Annotated in this window: 21 protein-coding genes and 1 tRNA gene; 16 read left to right on the plus strand and 6 right to left on the minus strand. The window is 62.3% G+C overall.

Annotation, left to right across the window (positions count from 1 at the left end; translation table 11 throughout):
* Window positions 1-134 precede the first annotated feature (134 nt).
* From IPK59_10415 to IPK59_10425, 3 genes are read right to left on the minus strand one after another with little or no spacing between them, the layout of a single operon-like run.
* On the minus strand, window positions 135-386 hold the full coding sequence (locus IPK59_10415) for a DUF2312 domain-containing protein (GenBank protein ID MBK8159149.1): 252 nt from the start codon (window positions 384-386) through the stop codon (window positions 135-137).
* Window positions 379-873: a hypothetical protein gene (locus IPK59_10420; protein ID MBK8159150.1), complete on the minus strand. Its 495-nt coding sequence runs from the start codon at window positions 871-873 to the stop codon at window positions 379-381. The genes IPK59_10415 and IPK59_10420 overlap by 8 nt, the downstream gene beginning before the upstream one ends.
* Window positions 870-1,175 (minus strand): helix-turn-helix transcriptional regulator, encoded by a 306-nt coding sequence (locus tag IPK59_10425; GenBank protein ID MBK8159151.1) that lies wholly within the window; start codon window positions 1,173-1,175, stop codon window positions 870-872. The genes IPK59_10420 and IPK59_10425 overlap by 4 nt, the downstream gene beginning before the upstream one ends.
* A 141-nt stretch (window positions 1,176-1,316) precedes the next feature.
* Between IPK59_10425 and IPK59_10430 the strand changes: the two genes are divergently transcribed.
* Entirely contained in the window at window positions 1,317-2,009 is a 693-nt protein-coding gene (locus IPK59_10430; GenBank protein ID MBK8159152.1) for a hypothetical protein, read from the plus strand.
* Here IPK59_10430 and IPK59_10435 read toward each other — a convergent pair.
* Entirely contained in the window at window positions 2,006-2,812 is an 807-nt protein-coding gene (locus IPK59_10435) for a hypothetical protein (protein ID MBK8159153.1), read from the minus strand. The two genes, IPK59_10430 and IPK59_10435, sit on opposite strands and share 4 nt — an antisense overlap.
* Before the next feature lie 249 nt (window positions 2,813-3,061).
* On the opposite strand from IPK59_10435, the gene IPK59_10440 reads away from it, so the two are divergent.
* The 9 genes from IPK59_10440 to ssb all read left to right on the plus strand — a co-directional run bounded on the left by IPK59_10440 (window position 3,062) and on the right by ssb (window position 8,576).
* Entirely contained in the window at window positions 3,062-3,451 is a 390-nt protein-coding gene (locus IPK59_10440; GenBank protein ID MBK8159154.1) for a hypothetical protein, read from the plus strand.
* A 3-nt stretch (window positions 3,452-3,454) separates the two neighbouring features.
* On the plus strand, window positions 3,455-3,661 hold the full coding sequence (locus IPK59_10445; protein ID MBK8159155.1) for a hypothetical protein: 207 nt from the start codon (window positions 3,455-3,457) through the stop codon (window positions 3,659-3,661).
* 26 nt (window positions 3,662-3,687) lie between these two features.
* Window positions 3,688-4,191 carry a ParB N-terminal domain-containing protein gene (locus tag IPK59_10450; GenBank protein ID MBK8159156.1) on the plus strand — a complete coding sequence of 168 codons (504 nt, stop codon included), beginning with the start codon at window positions 3,688-3,690 and terminating at the stop codon, window positions 4,189-4,191.
* Window positions 4,160-5,494 carry a hypothetical protein gene (locus IPK59_10455; GenBank protein ID MBK8159157.1) on the plus strand — a complete coding sequence of 445 codons (1,335 nt, stop codon included), beginning with the start codon at window positions 4,160-4,162 and terminating at the stop codon, window positions 5,492-5,494. The genes IPK59_10450 and IPK59_10455 overlap by 32 nt, the downstream gene beginning before the upstream one ends.
* The gene (locus IPK59_10460; GenBank protein MBK8159158.1) at window positions 5,491-5,736 is read left to right on the plus strand and encodes a hypothetical protein; all 246 of its coding nucleotides are present in this window, start codon (window positions 5,491-5,493) and stop codon (window positions 5,734-5,736) included. Before IPK59_10455 ends, IPK59_10460 begins: the two co-directional genes overlap by 4 nt.
* A 1-nt stretch (window position 5,737) precedes the next feature.
* Window positions 5,738-6,226 (plus strand): hypothetical protein, encoded by a 489-nt coding sequence (locus IPK59_10465; protein MBK8159159.1) that lies wholly within the window; start codon window positions 5,738-5,740, stop codon window positions 6,224-6,226.
* Window positions 6,223-7,365 carry a DNA polymerase III subunit beta gene (gene dnaN, locus IPK59_10470; GenBank protein ID MBK8159160.1) on the plus strand — a complete coding sequence of 381 codons (1,143 nt, stop codon included), beginning with the start codon at window positions 6,223-6,225 and terminating at the stop codon, window positions 7,363-7,365. The genes IPK59_10465 and dnaN overlap by 4 nt, the downstream gene beginning before the upstream one ends.
* 138 nt (window positions 7,366-7,503) lie before the next feature.
* The gene (locus IPK59_10475; GenBank protein ID MBK8159161.1) at window positions 7,504-8,127 is read left to right on the plus strand and encodes a hypothetical protein; all 624 of its coding nucleotides are present in this window, start codon (window positions 7,504-7,506) and stop codon (window positions 8,125-8,127) included.
* 2 nt (window positions 8,128-8,129) lie between these two features.
* A complete protein-coding gene (gene ssb / locus IPK59_10480) occupies window positions 8,130-8,576 on the plus strand; it encodes a single-stranded DNA-binding protein (protein ID MBK8159162.1) in 447 nt (148 codons plus the stop codon).
* A 55-nt stretch (window positions 8,577-8,631) separates the two neighbouring features.
* Here ssb and IPK59_10485 read toward each other — a convergent pair whose 3' ends face one another.
* Window positions 8,632-9,432: a hypothetical protein gene (locus IPK59_10485; protein ID MBK8159163.1), complete on the minus strand. Its 801-nt coding sequence runs from the start codon at window positions 9,430-9,432 to the stop codon at window positions 8,632-8,634.
* Window positions 9,433-9,515: 83 nt separating this feature from the next.
* Between IPK59_10485 and IPK59_10490 the strand changes: the two genes are divergently transcribed.
* Complete coding sequence (locus tag IPK59_10490) at window positions 9,516-9,689, plus strand: hypothetical protein (protein MBK8159164.1); 174 nt, start codon at window positions 9,516-9,518, stop codon at window positions 9,687-9,689.
* A complete protein-coding gene (locus IPK59_10495) occupies window positions 9,661-10,737 on the plus strand; it encodes a tyrosine-type recombinase/integrase (GenBank protein ID MBK8159165.1) in 1,077 nt (358 codons plus the stop codon). The genes IPK59_10490 and IPK59_10495 overlap by 29 nt, the downstream gene beginning before the upstream one ends.
* A 29-nt stretch (window positions 10,738-10,766) precedes the next feature.
* Here the strand turns inward: IPK59_10495 and IPK59_10500 are convergent.
* Window positions 10,767-10,840: transfer RNA gene (locus tag IPK59_10500), tRNA-Gln, on the minus strand.
* A 346-nt stretch (window positions 10,841-11,186) separates the two neighbouring features.
* Here IPK59_10500 and IPK59_10505 point away from each other — a divergent pair.
* The 4 genes from IPK59_10505 (at window position 11,187) to guaB (ending at window position 15,648) form a co-directional block, all read left to right on the plus strand.
* Complete coding sequence (locus tag IPK59_10505) at window positions 11,187-12,263, plus strand: Ppx/GppA family phosphatase (protein ID MBK8159166.1); 1,077 nt, start codon at window positions 11,187-11,189, stop codon at window positions 12,261-12,263.
* A 33-nt stretch (window positions 12,264-12,296) separates the two neighbouring features.
* A complete protein-coding gene (locus tag IPK59_10510) occupies window positions 12,297-13,034 on the plus strand; it encodes an RlmE family RNA methyltransferase (protein ID MBK8159167.1) in 738 nt (245 codons plus the stop codon).
* 50 nt (window positions 13,035-13,084) lie between these two features.
* The gene (locus tag IPK59_10515; protein MBK8159168.1) at window positions 13,085-14,002 is read left to right on the plus strand and encodes a nucleoside hydrolase; all 918 of its coding nucleotides are present in this window, start codon (window positions 13,085-13,087) and stop codon (window positions 14,000-14,002) included.
* A 167-nt stretch (window positions 14,003-14,169) separates the two neighbouring features.
* A complete protein-coding gene (gene guaB / locus IPK59_10520) occupies window positions 14,170-15,648 on the plus strand; it encodes an IMP dehydrogenase (protein ID MBK8159169.1) in 1,479 nt (492 codons plus the stop codon).
* Window positions 15,649-15,698: the final 50 nt, after the last annotated feature.

Here is a 15,698-nt window from a genome sequence, read left to right on the forward strand (position 1 = left end):
GACGGTTTCCCGCATAGGGCGTTCACGCGTAGCTATCGCTGCCGTCATTCAGGGTCGGAGCGCCTGTCCATCCGCAGGCCGACACTGGGTTTTGCCTGTCTCCATTTGGCGTGATGGACCCCAGCCAGCCAGTTTCATGAAATCATCCCAACTGCCCGCATGTAGATATCGAGCAGCTCGTCTTGTTCCTGCCGATCGTTCGGCTCCATTTTTCTGAGGGCGATCAGCTTGCGGATGATCTTGGTATCGAAGCCGGTACCCTTTGCCTCGGCATAGACTTCCTTGACGTCCTGGCCGATGTTCGCCTTCTCCTCTTCGAGCCGCTCGATGCGTTCGATGAAGGATTTGAGGTGCTCGGCGCTGTTGTTGCCGACAGCGTCAGCCATTGGATGCTCCCATGATCTCGTCGAGATCCGGCAGCATGGCGGCGAGTGCCGACATCACCGCCTGCACTTCCGCCTTCAGCTCGCCAGCCTCTTGCGCGGTCAGACGCTGATCGGCGCTCGCCGCCACATAAGCCGCAAAGAGTTTCGACGCCCGCTCACCGAACCGCGCCATGTCGGCGCCGAGCGGCGCATCCGTCAGCGCTGAAAGCGGCACCAGGGCGCACCGCGCCTCGGTCGCGAGATAGGCGGTGACGATCGGCTGGCCGCAATCGCGCTCCAGGGTGCGCACGTGGCTGAGCTTCAGCTCGTATCGCGGCTCGGCCGCATCCGAGCAGCGCTGCACCTGGGCCTGACCGAGGCCGAGCAGATCAGCGGCGCGCACCGTGCCGCCACTGGCCTCGACGAGTGCGGCCATCGCGGCCTTGAGTGTGCCAGCCGGGCGCGGCTTCAGCAGGGTGCGGTTGGGATTCTTGCGACCGGCGGTCATTGGGCCATCCGATGTTGGGATTCTGGAGATTCACTTCCCCCTGTCGCCTCGACAGGCTCGGGAGCAGATTTGGTTGTGCCGTTCTCGTTAACCGGCACCGGCGGTTGAAAATCCGCCGGCACGATGGCTTCGAGCTTGCGAAGGGTCGACGCCGTCGGAGACCAGTTCGGATCTTCGAGCTGGCGAATCGTGCTTTCCCGAAGGCCCGCCGTATTGGCGAGCCGCAGAACGCTCCAACCCTGTTGGCGGCGATACGCGCGAATGCGCGATATGGAGAGGTCAATATGCATGGCGGCCATCATTCGCTAAATTTCGCGAACCAGTCAAGTCCCTCGCGAAATTATGTTGTCGCGGAAATCCGCGACCACGGGGACAATCCGCGCCTAGAGCCGATTTTTCCGCGATCTCCGGGACTAAAACCGGCGAATGAGCGAGTAGGGACGATGCCCAACAGTAAGAGCGAACAGGTCAACGCCGAGCGGCGTCGACTTGCCTTTCGACGCTTCATGCAGACTCGAAAACTGTCCGTGAATGGCTGGGCGGAACGAGCCGGCGTCAGCGAGAGCGGGATTCGCTCATTTCTGAAGGCAGAGTCAGAGCCAGGAACCCGCGTGCTTCAGAAGCTCGCGGACGTGGAAAATGTGACGGTTGGCGTGCTATTGGGCGAGGAGACGATTCCAACCGACAAGACCCGGGGTGAAAAAGTGCTACCGAAGTTGAGTTCCGCTCGTCGTCTCGACATTCCCGAGATCGAGATGAAAGCGGGCATGGGGCCAGGCCAACTGCCGGACCAAGTAGAACACCCCAAGGAAATGTGGTCGACGCCCCTGGGCTTCTTTGGCCGAGGCGCGTCGGATCTCATCATCCATGAAGTCGAGGGCGACAGCATGCTGCCCGTCCTCGAATCAGGAGATCGCGTCGTTGTCCATATTGCCGATCGCATTCCCTCGCCCGCCGGCATCTTTGCCATCTTCGATGGTCACGGCATCATGGTGAAGCACGTCAGTACCGTGCCGCAATCCAAGCCAATGCGGATCAACGTGCGGTCAAGCAACACCGTTTATCCGCCCGAAGAATGGCAGGTCGAGGAAGATACAATCGTGGGCCGCGTAAAGGGAGTCATCCGACGGTTTTAGTCAGCGAGATTGATGCTCGTTACCGCCCCGTCGCCGTAAGTGCAGACGAACTTGGACGGCACCATATTCCCCAGGCTGTTCATCATCTCGCACGAGCTGCTGATGACCCAACCCTTCTCACGCTCCACATACTCGATGCCAGGGAACCAGGGGCAATCGAGCTTGGTCGGATACTTCGCCACCTTCTCTAGGGCCTGGACGCAAGCGGGATAGACGTCGCTCAACAGGAAGGATTCTTTCTTCTCCTTCTCTGCCAATGCGGCGCGGGCTTCGTCGTTCGCTACCTTCTGCGCCGCCTCTTTCGGCGACAGATCCAACCATTGCGCGATCGAAACCTCTTCCAGCACATGGCGCCGCATGAAGCCCGCCTCGCCCACCTTGCCGGAGATCCGCGCCTTCTTGTCGATATAGCTGGGAAGCGCCGCATCCCAGGTCGCGTCTTCGACGAGTTCAATTGACAGCACGAGATCCGTTGCCGTGAGCGAATCTCTGACATCGAGTGCGCGGGCGCCGTTCACCTTGACCACATAAACCTCGCCAGCGAACGACTTGCCGGCGCAGCGCTGGTTATAGATGTCGTCGGGTACTTGCTCCAGGCACAGCTCTCTATAACGAGCCAGGTTGAAATCCGCCGGCGCCGGCGCCGGGGCCGCCTGACTGTCGGATGGGGCGACAGTTTGTGCCACTTCCTCGCCATCGGGGCTCTTCGGAGCCACTGCCCAGCGCGGCCGTAAGAGGCCCACCAGCAACGCCACCAGAGCCAAGAGCATCAACAGTGCCAGAACGACGGCCAGACCTTCCATTTACCCCCCCCGATTCGCAGCGCATTACACGCAAAATTCCAAGTTTTTCATAGTGTAAGCAACTGTGGCGCGGAACGCAGCGGACCCGCTATCGCTTTTTTTCGCGAATACGACTTGACGCGTTCGCGAATTTTAGCGAATACTCGGCGCGTCACAGGCGAACGGCGTTCGCTTCGGGACACCCCCTAAGCCTGGCGGCGGTTTCTGCGTCCCCTCGTGAAACCGCCGCCCTTTTAGAAAGGTTCGATCATGGCCCGCATTTACGCCGGTGGCGCAGGTCGCATCACGCACCGCCCCACCCCCGCCGACATCGCCACCCTCGACAACAAGCTGCCCCGCGCCCAGCAGATGGCGCAGGCGATGGTCGGCATCCGCCGCGTCTTCGGTGTTTGTTACGACCGCGACCTCATAACGATCGGCTTCACCCGCGCCGAGCTCGACATGATGGGCACCGCGGCGATCGAGCATGCGGCGGTTCTTGCCCCCGATCTCATCGCTAACGATGACGAGCGCCAGCACCTTGGCGACGAGGACGTCGCCGCCGCGCTCGATGTGCCGGCCCTCCTGCAGCAGAAGGCGAACGCCGTTCGCCCTGTCGCTCATGATCGCGGCACCCACGGTCGCAACATGGGGGCCTGACCCATGACTGCCGCCATCCTCCCCTTCCCCATCGCTTCGCGCCGGCAGTCGAAAGACGCGCCCACCGCAGAGGCCCCCGCTCTGCCCCGCGTCATCCTGAACGGCCGGATCTACACCGTGATCCGCAACCTTGCTGACCGGGCGGTGGTGGAAGGGGTGGATGGCTTCCAGCGCGTCACCAGCCTCGACGGCGCAACCTTCCTGCACTGACCTCACCCCACATCACGGAGACTCTCATGTCGAAGAAGACGAAGAAGAAGCTCGCGCTCGCCGATCTTCTGACCGCCCATCTCGAGAAAACCGGCCTCAGCCAGCGGGCCTTTGCCGAGGCCCACAACCTCCCGAAGACGACGGTGCAGCAGATCGCCGCCGGCACCGTGCAGACCGTCTCGGTCGACAATGCCCGCATCTTGGCGCCGATCCTGGAGCGCTCGATCGCCGAGCTGATCGGCCTGGACGAGAGCGAGATCGGCAGCGCCAGCGCCGCCGCCGCGAACGGCGATCCCGCCGTCCGCCTCATCCCTCACGGTGCGATCGTCCAGTCGCCCATCAACCCGCGTAAGACCTTCGACGAGGCCGGCATTGATGAGCTGGCGGAAAGCATCGCCGAAAACGGCGTGATGCAGAATCTTGTGGTGCGTGTCGCCACCCCAGCGCCTACCCCAACATCGACCGCAAGGGCGCGCCGATTTACGAGCTTGATCGCTGGTGAGCGCCGGTACCGCGCCGTCGCCAGCTGATCTCGCAGAAAGCGCCTGCCCGACGATCGTGCAGTTTCCTGCCGCGTCATCATGGCCGGCGAGAACGAGGGCGCGCCCTGGCCCTGCTGGAGAACCTGCAGCGTATGATCTCGCCCCGCCCGAAGAGGCCGATGCCTTCCGCATCCTGCACGAGCAATTTGAATGGTCGACGCAGCAGATCGCCGATCGCATCCACAAGTCACAGCGTTTCGTCCAGCAGCGATTGGCGCTCGCGATGAAACTCTCGCCAGCAGTCAAGGACGCTCTCGCGAAGGGCGAGCTCAAGATCGATCAGGCCCGCGCGCTGACAGCGGCCGACGAGAAGGAGCAGAAGGGGCTGCTGAAGGACATCAAAACCAATCCTTACGACCTCAACACAGCCGAGGACATCCGCAAGCGCCTGACACGGAACGCCGTCCTTTCGACCGGCGCCATCTTCGACCTCAAGAAGTATGACGGGCCCACGCGTGAAGACGACGAAGGCAATCTGTGGCTGCTCGATTCCAAGGCATTCATGAAGCTCCAGAAGGAGGAGCTGCAGGATCTCAAAGCCGACAAGGAAGCCGAGGGCTGGGCCTTTGTGGAGATTCAGGACGGTGGCTGGTATGCCTCCGACGACTACGAGGAGACCCGCACCAAGAAAAAGAAGGAAGGCATCGTCGTCATCGCGATGGATTGGCGCGGCAACGTCGAGGTGCAGGAAGGGCTGGTTCCGAGCGCGGAACTCTTTGAGCCCGGTTCATCGCCACAGGAGCGGCTCGCCGCCTATATCGAGAACGCCCAGGCGGTGGAGGCGGAGAACGCCGAGGAAGACAACGAGACGCCGGAGGAGCGCAAGGAACGCTGGCGCCTGGAGCGCGAGCAGCAGCAGGCCGAGAACGCGAAAAGGGAAAAGGAGGCCGATGAGCTCAATGAGAAGCTGGAGGCCTTCCTCGCGACGGACCCGCTGCTGAAGGCGCGGTTCGCCTTGGCGCGCATCTACAGCGATCGGGATCTCGAGAATGGCGCATGGTCCCGGATCTCTGCATTGAGCGCCAACGAGCTGTTGGCGGAATTTACCGAAATGGCATTCCGCAGCGAGTACGACCAGGATTCGGAAGGGGCTCTGATCCTGCCCTACAACCATGCCACCGAGGCCGAGATTGCCATTGTCGACGCGGCCGGGCTCGACCATCCCGACTGGTTCAAGCCGCAGCCGGAACGCGAGAGCGCGGAAGACGACGAGGACAACGAGGACGAGGACTCTGCCGGCGACGAAGACGGCGAGAGCGATGACGCCGACGAAACCGAGGAGGCGGCATGACCTGCCGCCGCGCCGTCCGCCGGCCCAGCCGCGTACCGCGTGGCGAGCTGGTTGCCTTCGAAGAGCAGGATGCGCGCAAGCTGGACGCGCGCATCGCTGCCCTCACCATCAACATCGCGCGCCTCCGAGCTGCCGGCGATAGCGAAGCGGCCGAGCCCTTGGCTGAAGAGGCATGTCGCCTTCGTGCCAAGGCCTCAGACCTTCGCCTGGGTCTCCGGCAGCGCCGAGGGGAGAAAGGCTGATATGAGCAGCATCGACATATGGGGCCGCAACAACCCGGAGAAAGCGGCAGAGCGGCTCGAGGAACAAACCCGAGGAGGCAAGGCACCTGCCTATACCGACGTCCACGCCAATGTGGATCTGCCGCACGGTGTCTTCGCAGCTCGCGTTCGCCGTGAGGCGCGCGGCCATGCGCATCTTGGCTGGGGCCTGCCCGCCATCCCTCCCCATCTGGAGCGGCCGCTCGCCGCGCTGATTGCCGAGTTTCCGATCGCCACCGAATTCCAGCCCTATCTGGAGCGCGGTATCGCCAGCCTCCAGGACCAATGCGCCACCGAACGCGCGATCGAAGAGTATTTCGACCTCTTCGCCCTGCGCATCCGCGACCACGTCGCCGGCTTGCGGCTCAGCGTGACGGATTGGGCGCACTTCGCCGACGAGCTCGGCGATCTCGATCTCTATGACAGCGATTATGACGGCGATGCCGATGAAGAAGAGGAAGACAACGAATGAGCCTGAAATTCACCATTGAACGCGCCGCCCTGCATGGCGCCATGTCCGCCCTGGCGAAGGTCGTGAAAGCCTCGACCACGATCCCCATTCTGTCGTGCGTCAAGCTCGCCAGCGAGAACGGCCGATTGACCATTTCGGCAACCGATATGGACATCTTCATGACGCTCGCGGTCGACGTAGCGGGGGAAGATAGTGGTGCCGCTTGCGTCAGCGCCGCCGACCTCGCCCGCATCGCGGCCGTGAGCCCCGAGGGTAGCCAGATCTCCTTCGCCGCTGCTGAAAACGTCGCCAACGTCAAGGTTGGGCGGGCGCGCCACCGCCTGGAGACGCTGCCGGTGGAGGACTTTCCAGCCCTCAAGGCGGCAAAGAACGAATGTCTCTTTGTCATCGCGGCCAACGATATTATCCGCGCCTTCAACGCCTGCTTTGCCTGTATTTCGACCGAGGAAACCCGATATTACCTCAACGGCATCTACATGCATGCCGATATCGACAAGGAAAAGGCCCGGCTGCATTTCGTCGCCACGGACGGGCATCGCCTGACGCACCTTATCCAGGAGACCGATGCTGATACGGTCGATAGCTGGTCGAAGATCGCCCCCGGCATCATCCTCCCCCGAACGGCTGTCGCGCACCTCCAGCGCCTGTTGCCAGCCGATGGCGCGATCGAAGTCACTGCCTCGGCCAGCCTCATTACTTTCGCCTGGGCCGATCTCACCTTCACGACAAAGCTGATCGACGGCAGCTTTCCCGATTATCGCCGCGTCATCCCGTCTCGCTATGAGCAGAAGGTGGATCTGCCGATGGCCGAAGCGCGCGGCCTCGTTTCCCGTATCGTCGGCTTCACCGGGCGCGACGAGAAGCGCAAGGATCGCTCGATCCGCATGAGCCTGGAAGCCGGGAGCCTCACCGTCTCGACCGGCCCCAGCGCCGCCGAGATCGCGAAGGACGAAATCGAGATACAGGGACCAGCTCAACCCGTGCAGCTTGGCGTCAACGGCGCCTACTTCATCTCCGCCCTGGAGACCGCCGATGGCGACGTCGCGACGCTCTCCTATTCGGATTCAGTATCACCGTACCTGATGACCTATCCCGCTGACCCCGGCCTGACGCGCGTGGTCATGCCCCTTCGGATCTGAGGAGGGATCGATGCCCATTTCCCCTATTCGCCGCGCCATCAACCGACGCATTCCCCTGACCGGCCTGGGCTGGCTGGTTGCTTCCTGCCTGATTCTCGCTGCGATCGTTACCATCAACATCCTTATGGAGTACCGCTGATGACGCGTCAGCCGTTGCCTGCCCGGCGACAGTCGCGCACCAGGACATTGACCTGGAAAGACGACAACCTGATTCACGTCTTTGAATTAACCGTTGGCTTCAACGATAGAGGCGAGGTTCGCGAGATCTTCGCCAACAGCCCAAAAATTCGCAATCAGGTAAAGGCACAGATTGACGACGCACTCGTCGTCTTCAGCCGTGCTCTGCAGTTCGGTGACTCCATTGCCGAGATCGCCGCGAGCCTCGGCCGCGAAGGCATCGACGCGGATTCCCCGGCGGCGAGCATCTACGGCTTGATGGCCCGCGCCGCCGTTGAAATCGAGACAGAGGAAGGCCCAACCGTCGCCGTTCCGACGAGCGCCCCTGCGTCAGGCGAAACCACCTCGCCTCTCGCGGGCGCCTATCTCGTGTTGCAAGCGGCCCACGAGGCTCTGCTCGATATCGTCAATCCGCTTCTCTCGATGGACGAAGCTGATATCGCAGGGATTTACCACGAGAACCAAGCCGTCTACGACACCATCAAATCGCTGCAGCGTTCGGTCATCCCCTTGCAGTCAGGGGAAACGATCTCGGATGCCAGCGCCCGCCATGCCTTACGGCTGGCTCAACAAAAGGAGGCATAGATATGGCCGGCAGCGTTAACAAGGTCATCCTCGTCGGCAATCTCGGCCGCGACCCCGAGATCCGCTCGACGCAGGACGGCACAAAGGTCGCGACCCTTTCCCTCGCTACATCGGAAAGCTGGAAGGACAAGAATACCGGGGACCGCAAGGAAAAGACCGAATGGCACCGCATCGTCATCTTCAATGAGCGCCTCGTCGAGGTGGCTGAGAAGTGGCTGAAGAAGGGATCGAAAGCCTACATCGAGGGCCAGCTCCAGACCCGCAAATGGACCGATCAGTCCGGCAACGAGCGCTATGTGACCGAGGTCGTGCTGCAGCGCTTCCGTGGCGAGCTCACCATGCTCGATCGGGTCGAGCGCGACCCCGGCCCTGGCTCCGAAAGCGACTATGGCGGCAGCGGTAGCGGCGCAAGCGGTCGCGGCGAGCTCGACGACGACATCCCGTTCTAGTGTTGGGTGGGCCGCCCACCAAAGAGAAAGATCCCGCGTGACGCATTATCTAAACTCAGTTCCGCCTAAAGTCAGAATCAGACCCGAATATTCGCCTCTTCTTGAGTTCGTTGTAGGTGGTCAGCCATTTGGCTTCGAGATCAACGCATTGGGCGGCTGTGTATCGTGGTGGCCAAGAGTCGAGAGTTTCATCACTTATCTCGAGAAAGACGCTCTGATAACCAGCGTTTACTGTGGCTATTGCACAGAATGCACGCTCTATCTGAACATCAAGGTAGATGAGTTCATCGTCTACATTGAACATTTCGAATGGGCCAGATGGCTTCCCTTTTCGCTTTTCACTCATATCGATGGCGAACTTCGCCGCTCGCCAGTTCGCAACCACCATCGACGCGACATCCGTGGCTTCGAGCATCTTGCCACGCAACCTGCTGGGGTTTGGCGAGATTTTGGTAATCATGTCGTCGACAACGGCACCCAGTCGCTCCGCAGTCGTATCCACCCGCTGCAGCATTTTCTGTTCGTAGTCTGTTGGGGCCACAATCGTAGCGCCGCCTTCTGCCAATTTGCGATCGAGGCGAAGTTCGACAATCGCTGCTTCAAATTTTCGAAGTTCGCGATCCAAAAGCAGTGCGGCAGAATCGATTTGCGTACCTTCGTAGAGATCTCTCAGTCGCCAGTCAGCTCGTCGTTCGACGGTAATGATGTAAGAATTGCTCGCCACAGCCACCACTGTCACGAGAATAGCGATGATGTTGTCTTGGAACCAGCGCCGCCAGCTGCGCGCGGGCTCCGCAGCTGCTGGCCCTACTTGTCCAGGTGCGCCACGTTCTTTATTCCGCTCACCGAATCGCATGCTGCCTCCACTGCCCGCCAGGGTTGTCCTGCATATAGTGGCCGATTGTCGTGAAAACCGCCAGCCGCGTCCGGAAAACCGATGTGAAGCGCGCGATCGAGGCCGTGAAGGCCACGGGCGCCGACGTGTCGAGCATCGAGATTGACACCATGACCGGCAAGATTATCGTCATCATCGGGAAGGCAGAGCCGGCGCCGAAAAGTGCGCTGGAAGAATGGCAGGCACGTCGTGCGAGTAAGGCTCAAGGGAATAGCTAAGGCAACAGCTCGGCTAGCGGACGGGTCAGTGCGGACCTATTGGTACGCCTGGCGCGGCGGGCCGAAGCTCCAAGGCGAACCCGGTTCGCCTCAATTCATGGCAGCTTACAATACCGCCTTCGCCCAGCGTGTGGCGCCAGCCGCTGGCACGATGCAGGTCATCATCGACGAGTATCAGCAGAGCCAGGATTTCCTGAAGCTGGCCGCGCGCACCCGCGACGACTACATCGGCAAGATCAAACTCATTGAAAAGGAATATGGGGATCTGCCGCTGGCGGCTCTGGCTGAGAAGGGCACGCGCGGCATGTTCCTCGGCTGGCGCGACAAGCTCGCGAAGTCATCGCACCGGCAAGCCGATTATGCCTGGACGGTGCTGGCCCGCATCCTCTCCTGGGCACTCAACCGCGAGAAGATCGACGCCAATCCCTGCGAGAAGGGCGGCCGGCTCTACAGCGGGAGCCGCGCGGAATTCGTCTGGTCGACAGATGATGAAGAGGCGTTCCTGAAGATCGCCCCGGCGCATCTCCATTTGCCGTTTTTGCTGGCACTCTGGACCGGCCAGCGGCAGGGCGATCTCCTGCGCCTGCCGTGGTCCGCCTATGACGGCACGCATATCCGGCTGCGGCAGAGCAAGCGCGGCAGGAAGGTCGTCATCCCCGTGGGTGCGCCCTTGAAGGTAGCCCTCGACGCGGCCAAGGCAGCGAAGGTCGGGCCGATTGTGCTCACCAGCACGGACAAGCGCCCGTGGACCGAAGACGGCTTCCGATCGAGCTGGCGCAAGGCATGCACGAAGGCCGGCATCGAGGGCCTTACCTTCCATGATCTGCGCGGCACGGCCGTCACCCGCCTGGGGATCGCCGGGGCCACCGAAATCGAGATCGCCACCATCACAGGCCTCAGCTTGAAATCGGTGCGCGCCATCCTCGACGAGCACTATCTCAACCGAGATCCGGCGCTCGCGGAAAGCGCGATGGCGAAGCTGGAGGGGCACAAGGCCGGAACAAATTTGCAAAACGGGCTGCAAAACGGCCCAACCGGGTCTAAGTGAAAAGTTCTGAATTATCCAATGAAATCAAGTGGCTGGGGGACTAGGATTCGAACCTAGACTGGCGGAGTCAGAGTCCGCTGTCCTACCGTTAGACGATCCCCCAACGGGCCGCCGCTCCGAGAGTGTCGGGCGCGGGCCGTGAAAGCGGGCGGAACATAATGCCCGCCGCCGGCAAGTTCAAGCGTTGTATCCGCGTCCAAGCCAGACGCCAGTCGCCACCTGCTGGGCATTGGCGCCGGGGGTAAACTTTATCTTGGGACGCGATCCATGTAGGATATGTGACGAAGATACCCGGCAACGGCCTTCCCATCGGCTGCGACCTTTCTTTGTTGCGCCTTTTCAATGGGTTGACCTATCGGGGCAGAGGAGCATTGCGCGTGAACGGTGCATTATCCGGGTCGCCGGCACCTGCGCTATGGCGTACGCGTGCGGCTAAACCCGGCCAGATCATGGCCGCCCTGGATTTGGGCACCAATAACTGCCGGCTGCTGATTGCCCGGCAGGGTGCCGGCGGCTATCAGGTGATCGACGCGTTTTCGCGCATCGTCCGCCTGGGCGAAGGCGTCTCGCAGAGCGGTCGGTTGTCGCCGGAAGCGATGGACCGCACCGTCGAGGCGCTAAAGATCTGCGCTGCCAAAATGGAGCGCCGTGGCGTGAGCCTTGCGCGCGCTGTCGCGACCGAGGCATGCCGGCGGGCGGAGAATTGCAGCGGCTTCGTCGACCGCGTCCGTGAAGAAGCCGGCATCGCGCTCGACATCATCACCTCCGGCGAGGAAGCGGATTTGGCCTTCAAGGGCTGCACACCGCTCCTTGATCGCAATGTGGCGCAGGCGATCGTGTTCGATATCGGTGGCGGCTCCACGGAACTTGGCTGGCTGCGCCTAAAGCCCGGCCGGCCGCCGCATATGGTGGCCTGGCATTCGATGCCCTTCGGCGTGGTGAGCCTGACCGAAGAATTCGGCGCCGAGGCGGCCGAGGGCGACAATCCGATGGCCTTTTACCGCCGCATGGTCGACAAGGTCGCAGCCGAGCTCGATCCCTTCCGCCGCGCCATCGGCGCCGGAAGGTTGATCAGCGAAGGCGGTGTACAGATGCTGGGCACGTCCGGCACCGTGACGACGCTGGCTGGAATCCAATTGGGCCTTGCGCGCTATGAGCGCAGTCTTGTTGACGGGTCGTTCCTGCGCTTTGGAGATGTCGAGCGGATCAGCAGCGACCTGGCGCGCCGCGATTGCCGCGGCCGTGCAACCTTGCCCTGCATTGGCGTGGAACGTGCGGATTTGGTGCTTTCAGGCTGCGCTATCCTGTCGGCCATCTGCAGGATCTGGCCGGTCGGCACCTTGCGTGTCGCCGATCGTGGCGTGCGCGAAGGCATCCTGATGAGCCTGATGACCGGCACGGCGCCTGACAACGTCTATGGCGATGATGCCGAGATGATTGAACCGAACAAGCCGGCTCTGTCGCGCACGCGCGACGACCCGGTGCCGCATCCGACCGCGGATCTCATCGCGGCCGGCGATTTTTGATGAATTGGAGTTTCGACATGCGTGGCATTTCTGATGCGTAACAACAAGGGGGCCGGGGGCCAGCGCGGTGGCGGCCAGCGATCCGGCACACGCGATGAAGGCTCGATCACCGGCCGCGGCCTCAAGACCCGCGTGAAGACGGCCCATAAGCGCACCTTGTCGTCGACCCTGTGGCTCGACCGGCAATTGAACGACCCTTACGTCGCAGAGGCGAAGAAGCGCGGCTATCGCTCGCGCGCCGCCTTCAAGATCCTGCAACTCGACGAGAAGTACCATTTCTTCAAGATCGGCGGCCGCATTGTCGATCTGGGTGCCGCACCCGGCGGCTGGACCCAGGTCGCTGTCGACCGCGTTCATTCTGCTGACGGCCGCGGCAAGGTGATCGGCATCGATCTGCAGTTCGTCGAGCCCATTCCGGGTGCCACCATCATCCAGCTCGATTTCATGGATGCCTCGGCACCGGACAAGTTGAAGGAACTGCTTTCCGGCGAGGCCGATGTCGTGCTCTCCGACATGGCAGCCTCTTCGACCGGCCATGCGCAGACCGACCACCTCAAAATCATCGATCTGGCAGAGACTGCCCTGGCCTTTGCCTGCGAGGTGCTGGCGCCGGGCGGTACATTCATTGCCAAGGTGCTGCAGGGTGGGGCGACTAACGAGCTGCTGGTGCCGCTGAAGAAGCATTTCGCCAGCGTGCGCCATGTGAAGCCGGATGCCAGCCGCAAGGATTCCGCCGAAATCTACGTTGTGGCGCAGGGATTTCGCAAGTAACACCGTGCCTTGAGCTAAGCTGTTTTCACCAAAGACCAAAGCCCCCCTCCATGACCATTCCCCTCCTCATCGACACGGATCCCGGCGTCGACGATGCCATCGCGATCTGGCTGGCGCTCGCTTCGCCGGAGATCAAAATCATCGGGCTCACGGCCGTGCTGGGCAATGGTCCGGTCGGGGCTTGCGCCGAGAATGCAATCCGCATCCTCGATGTCTTCGGGCGCAACGATGTGCCCGTGCATGTTGGCGCCTCTCAGCCGCTGGCGCGCAGCTATGCCCGCAAGGGCTGGGGTGTGCATGGCGTGTATGGCCTGGGCGGCATTGGCCTTGCAGCATCCTCCCGCGGCGTTGACGGCGATGATGCAGTGGGCTGGATGGCCGGTGTCCTCGCAAAGGCAGCGCCCCACAGCATCACCCTCGCCCCCCTGGGTCCGCTCACCAACATCGCCCGATTGCTGCAGGAACATCCGGCCGCCAAACGGGGCATCAAGGAGATGATCATCATGGGCGGCGCCACCCGGCCCGAGGGCGGCAACGCGACACCCCATGCCGAGTACAATTTCTGGCTCGATCCGGAGGCGGCCGACATCGTCTGCGCCAGCGGTGTTCCGATCACCTTGGTGACCATCGAGACGGCCCGGCCGGTCAGTGCGACACCCGCGCGCATCGCCCGGATCGAGGCTGCCGGCAGCAAGGTCGCCGGTCATGTCGCCAACCTGCTGCGCGCCTATGTACACGAATCGAAAGCCGATGCGCTGTTCGACCCGCTGGTCATCGTGTATCTGCTGTGTCCGGATCTGTTCCGGGCTAGCCATGCCCGGTTCCAGGTGGAGACGGGCGATTCGCCGCGGCTTGGCGCCCTTAACTGGCAAGCAGCGTCGGACGCGACACCGCATCGGCTTTTGCAAGCCCCTGATCCGGATGCCATTTTCGATTTCCTGGCAGCACGTCTCCGACAGCCCGCCTAGATGCCGGCACTCCTTGGCGCATTCCGGGTAAGCGTCTGACGCAGACCCTGAAGGCTTGTGAGATCGGCCCCAATCTGTATGATGAGGCGCCAACCAAGACCGCCTCCACAAAGGGGCGGTTTTTCATATCCGGAACGGGCCGCCCGCGGCCAAACATGGTTGGTGCAATGCAGATCCGCGACGCTTTTACCTTCGACGACGTTCTCCTCGAACCCGCGCACTCACTTGTGTTGCCGGCGCAGGCGAACACCGGCACACGGCTCACCAGCCGCATCAACCTTCACATTCCCCTGCTTTCTTCCGCCATGGACACGGTGACGGAAGCCAAGATGGCGATCTGCATGGCGCAGAACGGCGCCATGGGCGTCATCCACAAGAATCTCGATATCAGCCGTCAGGCCGAGGAAGTGCGCCGCGTGAAGCGCTTCGAATCCGGCATGGTGGTAAACCCGCTCACCATCCATCCCGACCAGACGTTGGCCGACGCGCTCAATCTGATGGCCACCCATTCGATCTCGGGCATCCCGGTGGTCGAACGCGGCGAAGGCGGCAAACTCGGCGGCAAGCTGGTCGGCATCCTGACCAACCGCGATGTGCGCTTTGCTTCCAAGATGGACGAGCCGGTCGCCAATCTGATGACCAAGGAACGCCTGATCACGGTGAAGCCTGGCGTCAACCGTGACGAAGCGCGAAAATTGCTGCACCAGTACCGCATCGAGAAGCTGCTGGTGGTCGATGAGTTCTATCGCTGCATCGGCCTCATCACCGTGAAGGACATGGAGAAGGCCCAGGCCTATCCCCATGCCAGCAAGGATGAGAACGGCCGCCTGCGCGTGGCGGCTGCGACCGGCGTCGGCGAAGATGGCCTGCGCCGTGCCGAAGCCCTGCTTGATGCGGGTGTCGATGTCGTCGTGGTCGATACCGCCCATGGCCATTCCGCCGGCGTGCTCTCCGCCGTCACCGCGGTGAAGCGCCTGTCCAACATGGCCCAGGTCATCGCCGGCAATGTCGCCACCGCCGAGGGTGCCCAGGCACTGATCGACGCTGGGGCCGACGCGATCAAGATCGGCATCGGGCCGGGTTCGATCTGCACCACCCGCATCGTCGCCGGCGTCGGCGTGCCCCAGCTCACCGCCATTACCGACGCCGCCGAGCGTGCGCATAAATCCGGCATTCCCGTGATCGCCGATGGCGGCATCAAGTATTCGGGCGACGTCGCCAAAGCCATCGCCGCCGGAGCCGATTGCTGCATGGTGGGCTCGCTCCTGGCCGGTACCGATGAGGCGCCTGGTGAAGTGTTCCTCCTCAACGGCCGTTCCTACAAATCCTATCGCGGCATGGGCTCGCTGGGCGCCATGGCGCGCGGCTCCGCCGACCGCTACTTCCAGGAAGAGGTCTCGGACAATCTGAAGCTGGTGCCCGAGGGCATCGAAGGCCGCGTCGCCTATAAAGGCCCCGCTGGCACCGTCATCCACCAGCTGGTCGGTGGGTTGAAGGCCGCGATGGGCTATACCGGCAACGGCACCATCGCCGACATGCAGACCAAATGCCGCTTCGTACGGATCACCAATGCCGGGCTCCAGGAGAGCCATGTGCATGATGTGCAGATCACCCGCGAAGCCCCGAACTATCGCCAGAATATGTAGGCCTCTCTGACCGCTCACTCTGACGAACCCTCGCCCCGCTTGCGGGGAGA

This window comes from Rhodospirillaceae bacterium, from assembly GCA_016712715.1.
Classification (GTDB): Bacteria; Pseudomonadota; Alphaproteobacteria; order Dongiales; family Dongiaceae; genus Dongia.

Bases quoted from the DNA above. Each gene is read 5' to 3' on its own strand.
- IPK59_10415 (MBK8159149.1), bottom strand. From the start codon at position 386: ATGGCTGACGCTGTCGGCAACAACAGCGCCGAGCACCTCAAATCCTTC.
- IPK59_10420 (MBK8159150.1), bottom strand. From the start codon at position 873: ATGACCGCCGGTCGCAAGAATCCCAACCGCACCCTGCTGAAGCCGCGC.
- IPK59_10425 (MBK8159151.1), bottom strand. From the start codon at position 1,175: ATGATGGCCGCCATGCATATTGACCTCTCCATATCGCGCATTCGCGCG.
- IPK59_10430 (MBK8159152.1), top strand. From the start codon at position 1,317: ATGCCCAACAGTAAGAGCGAACAGGTCAACGCCGAGCGGCGTCGACTT.
- IPK59_10435 (MBK8159153.1), bottom strand. From the start codon at position 2,812: ATGGAAGGTCTGGCCGTCGTTCTGGCACTGTTGATGCTCTTGGCTCTG.
- IPK59_10440 (MBK8159154.1), top strand. From the start codon at position 3,062: ATGGCCCGCATTTACGCCGGTGGCGCAGGTCGCATCACGCACCGCCCC.
- IPK59_10445 (MBK8159155.1), top strand. From the start codon at position 3,455: ATGACTGCCGCCATCCTCCCCTTCCCCATCGCTTCGCGCCGGCAGTCG.
- IPK59_10450 (MBK8159156.1), top strand. From the start codon at position 3,688: ATGTCGAAGAAGACGAAGAAGAAGCTCGCGCTCGCCGATCTTCTGACC.
- IPK59_10460 (MBK8159158.1), top strand. From the start codon at position 5,491: ATGACCTGCCGCCGCGCCGTCCGCCGGCCCAGCCGCGTACCGCGTGGC.
- IPK59_10465 (MBK8159159.1), top strand. From the start codon at position 5,738: ATGAGCAGCATCGACATATGGGGCCGCAACAACCCGGAGAAAGCGGCA.
- dnaN (MBK8159160.1), top strand. From the start codon at position 6,223: ATGAGCCTGAAATTCACCATTGAACGCGCCGCCCTGCATGGCGCCATG.
- IPK59_10475 (MBK8159161.1), top strand. From the start codon at position 7,504: ATGACGCGTCAGCCGTTGCCTGCCCGGCGACAGTCGCGCACCAGGACA.
- ssb (MBK8159162.1), top strand. From the start codon at position 8,130: ATGGCCGGCAGCGTTAACAAGGTCATCCTCGTCGGCAATCTCGGCCGC.
- IPK59_10485 (MBK8159163.1), bottom strand. From the start codon at position 9,432: ATGCGATTCGGTGAGCGGAATAAAGAACGTGGCGCACCTGGACAAGTA.
- IPK59_10505 (MBK8159166.1), top strand. From the start codon at position 11,187: ATGGCCGCCCTGGATTTGGGCACCAATAACTGCCGGCTGCTGATTGCC.
- IPK59_10510 (MBK8159167.1), top strand. From the start codon at position 12,297: ATGCGTAACAACAAGGGGGCCGGGGGCCAGCGCGGTGGCGGCCAGCGA.
- IPK59_10515 (MBK8159168.1), top strand. From the start codon at position 13,085: ATGACCATTCCCCTCCTCATCGACACGGATCCCGGCGTCGACGATGCC.
- guaB (MBK8159169.1), top strand. From the start codon at position 14,170: ATGCAGATCCGCGACGCTTTTACCTTCGACGACGTTCTCCTCGAACCC.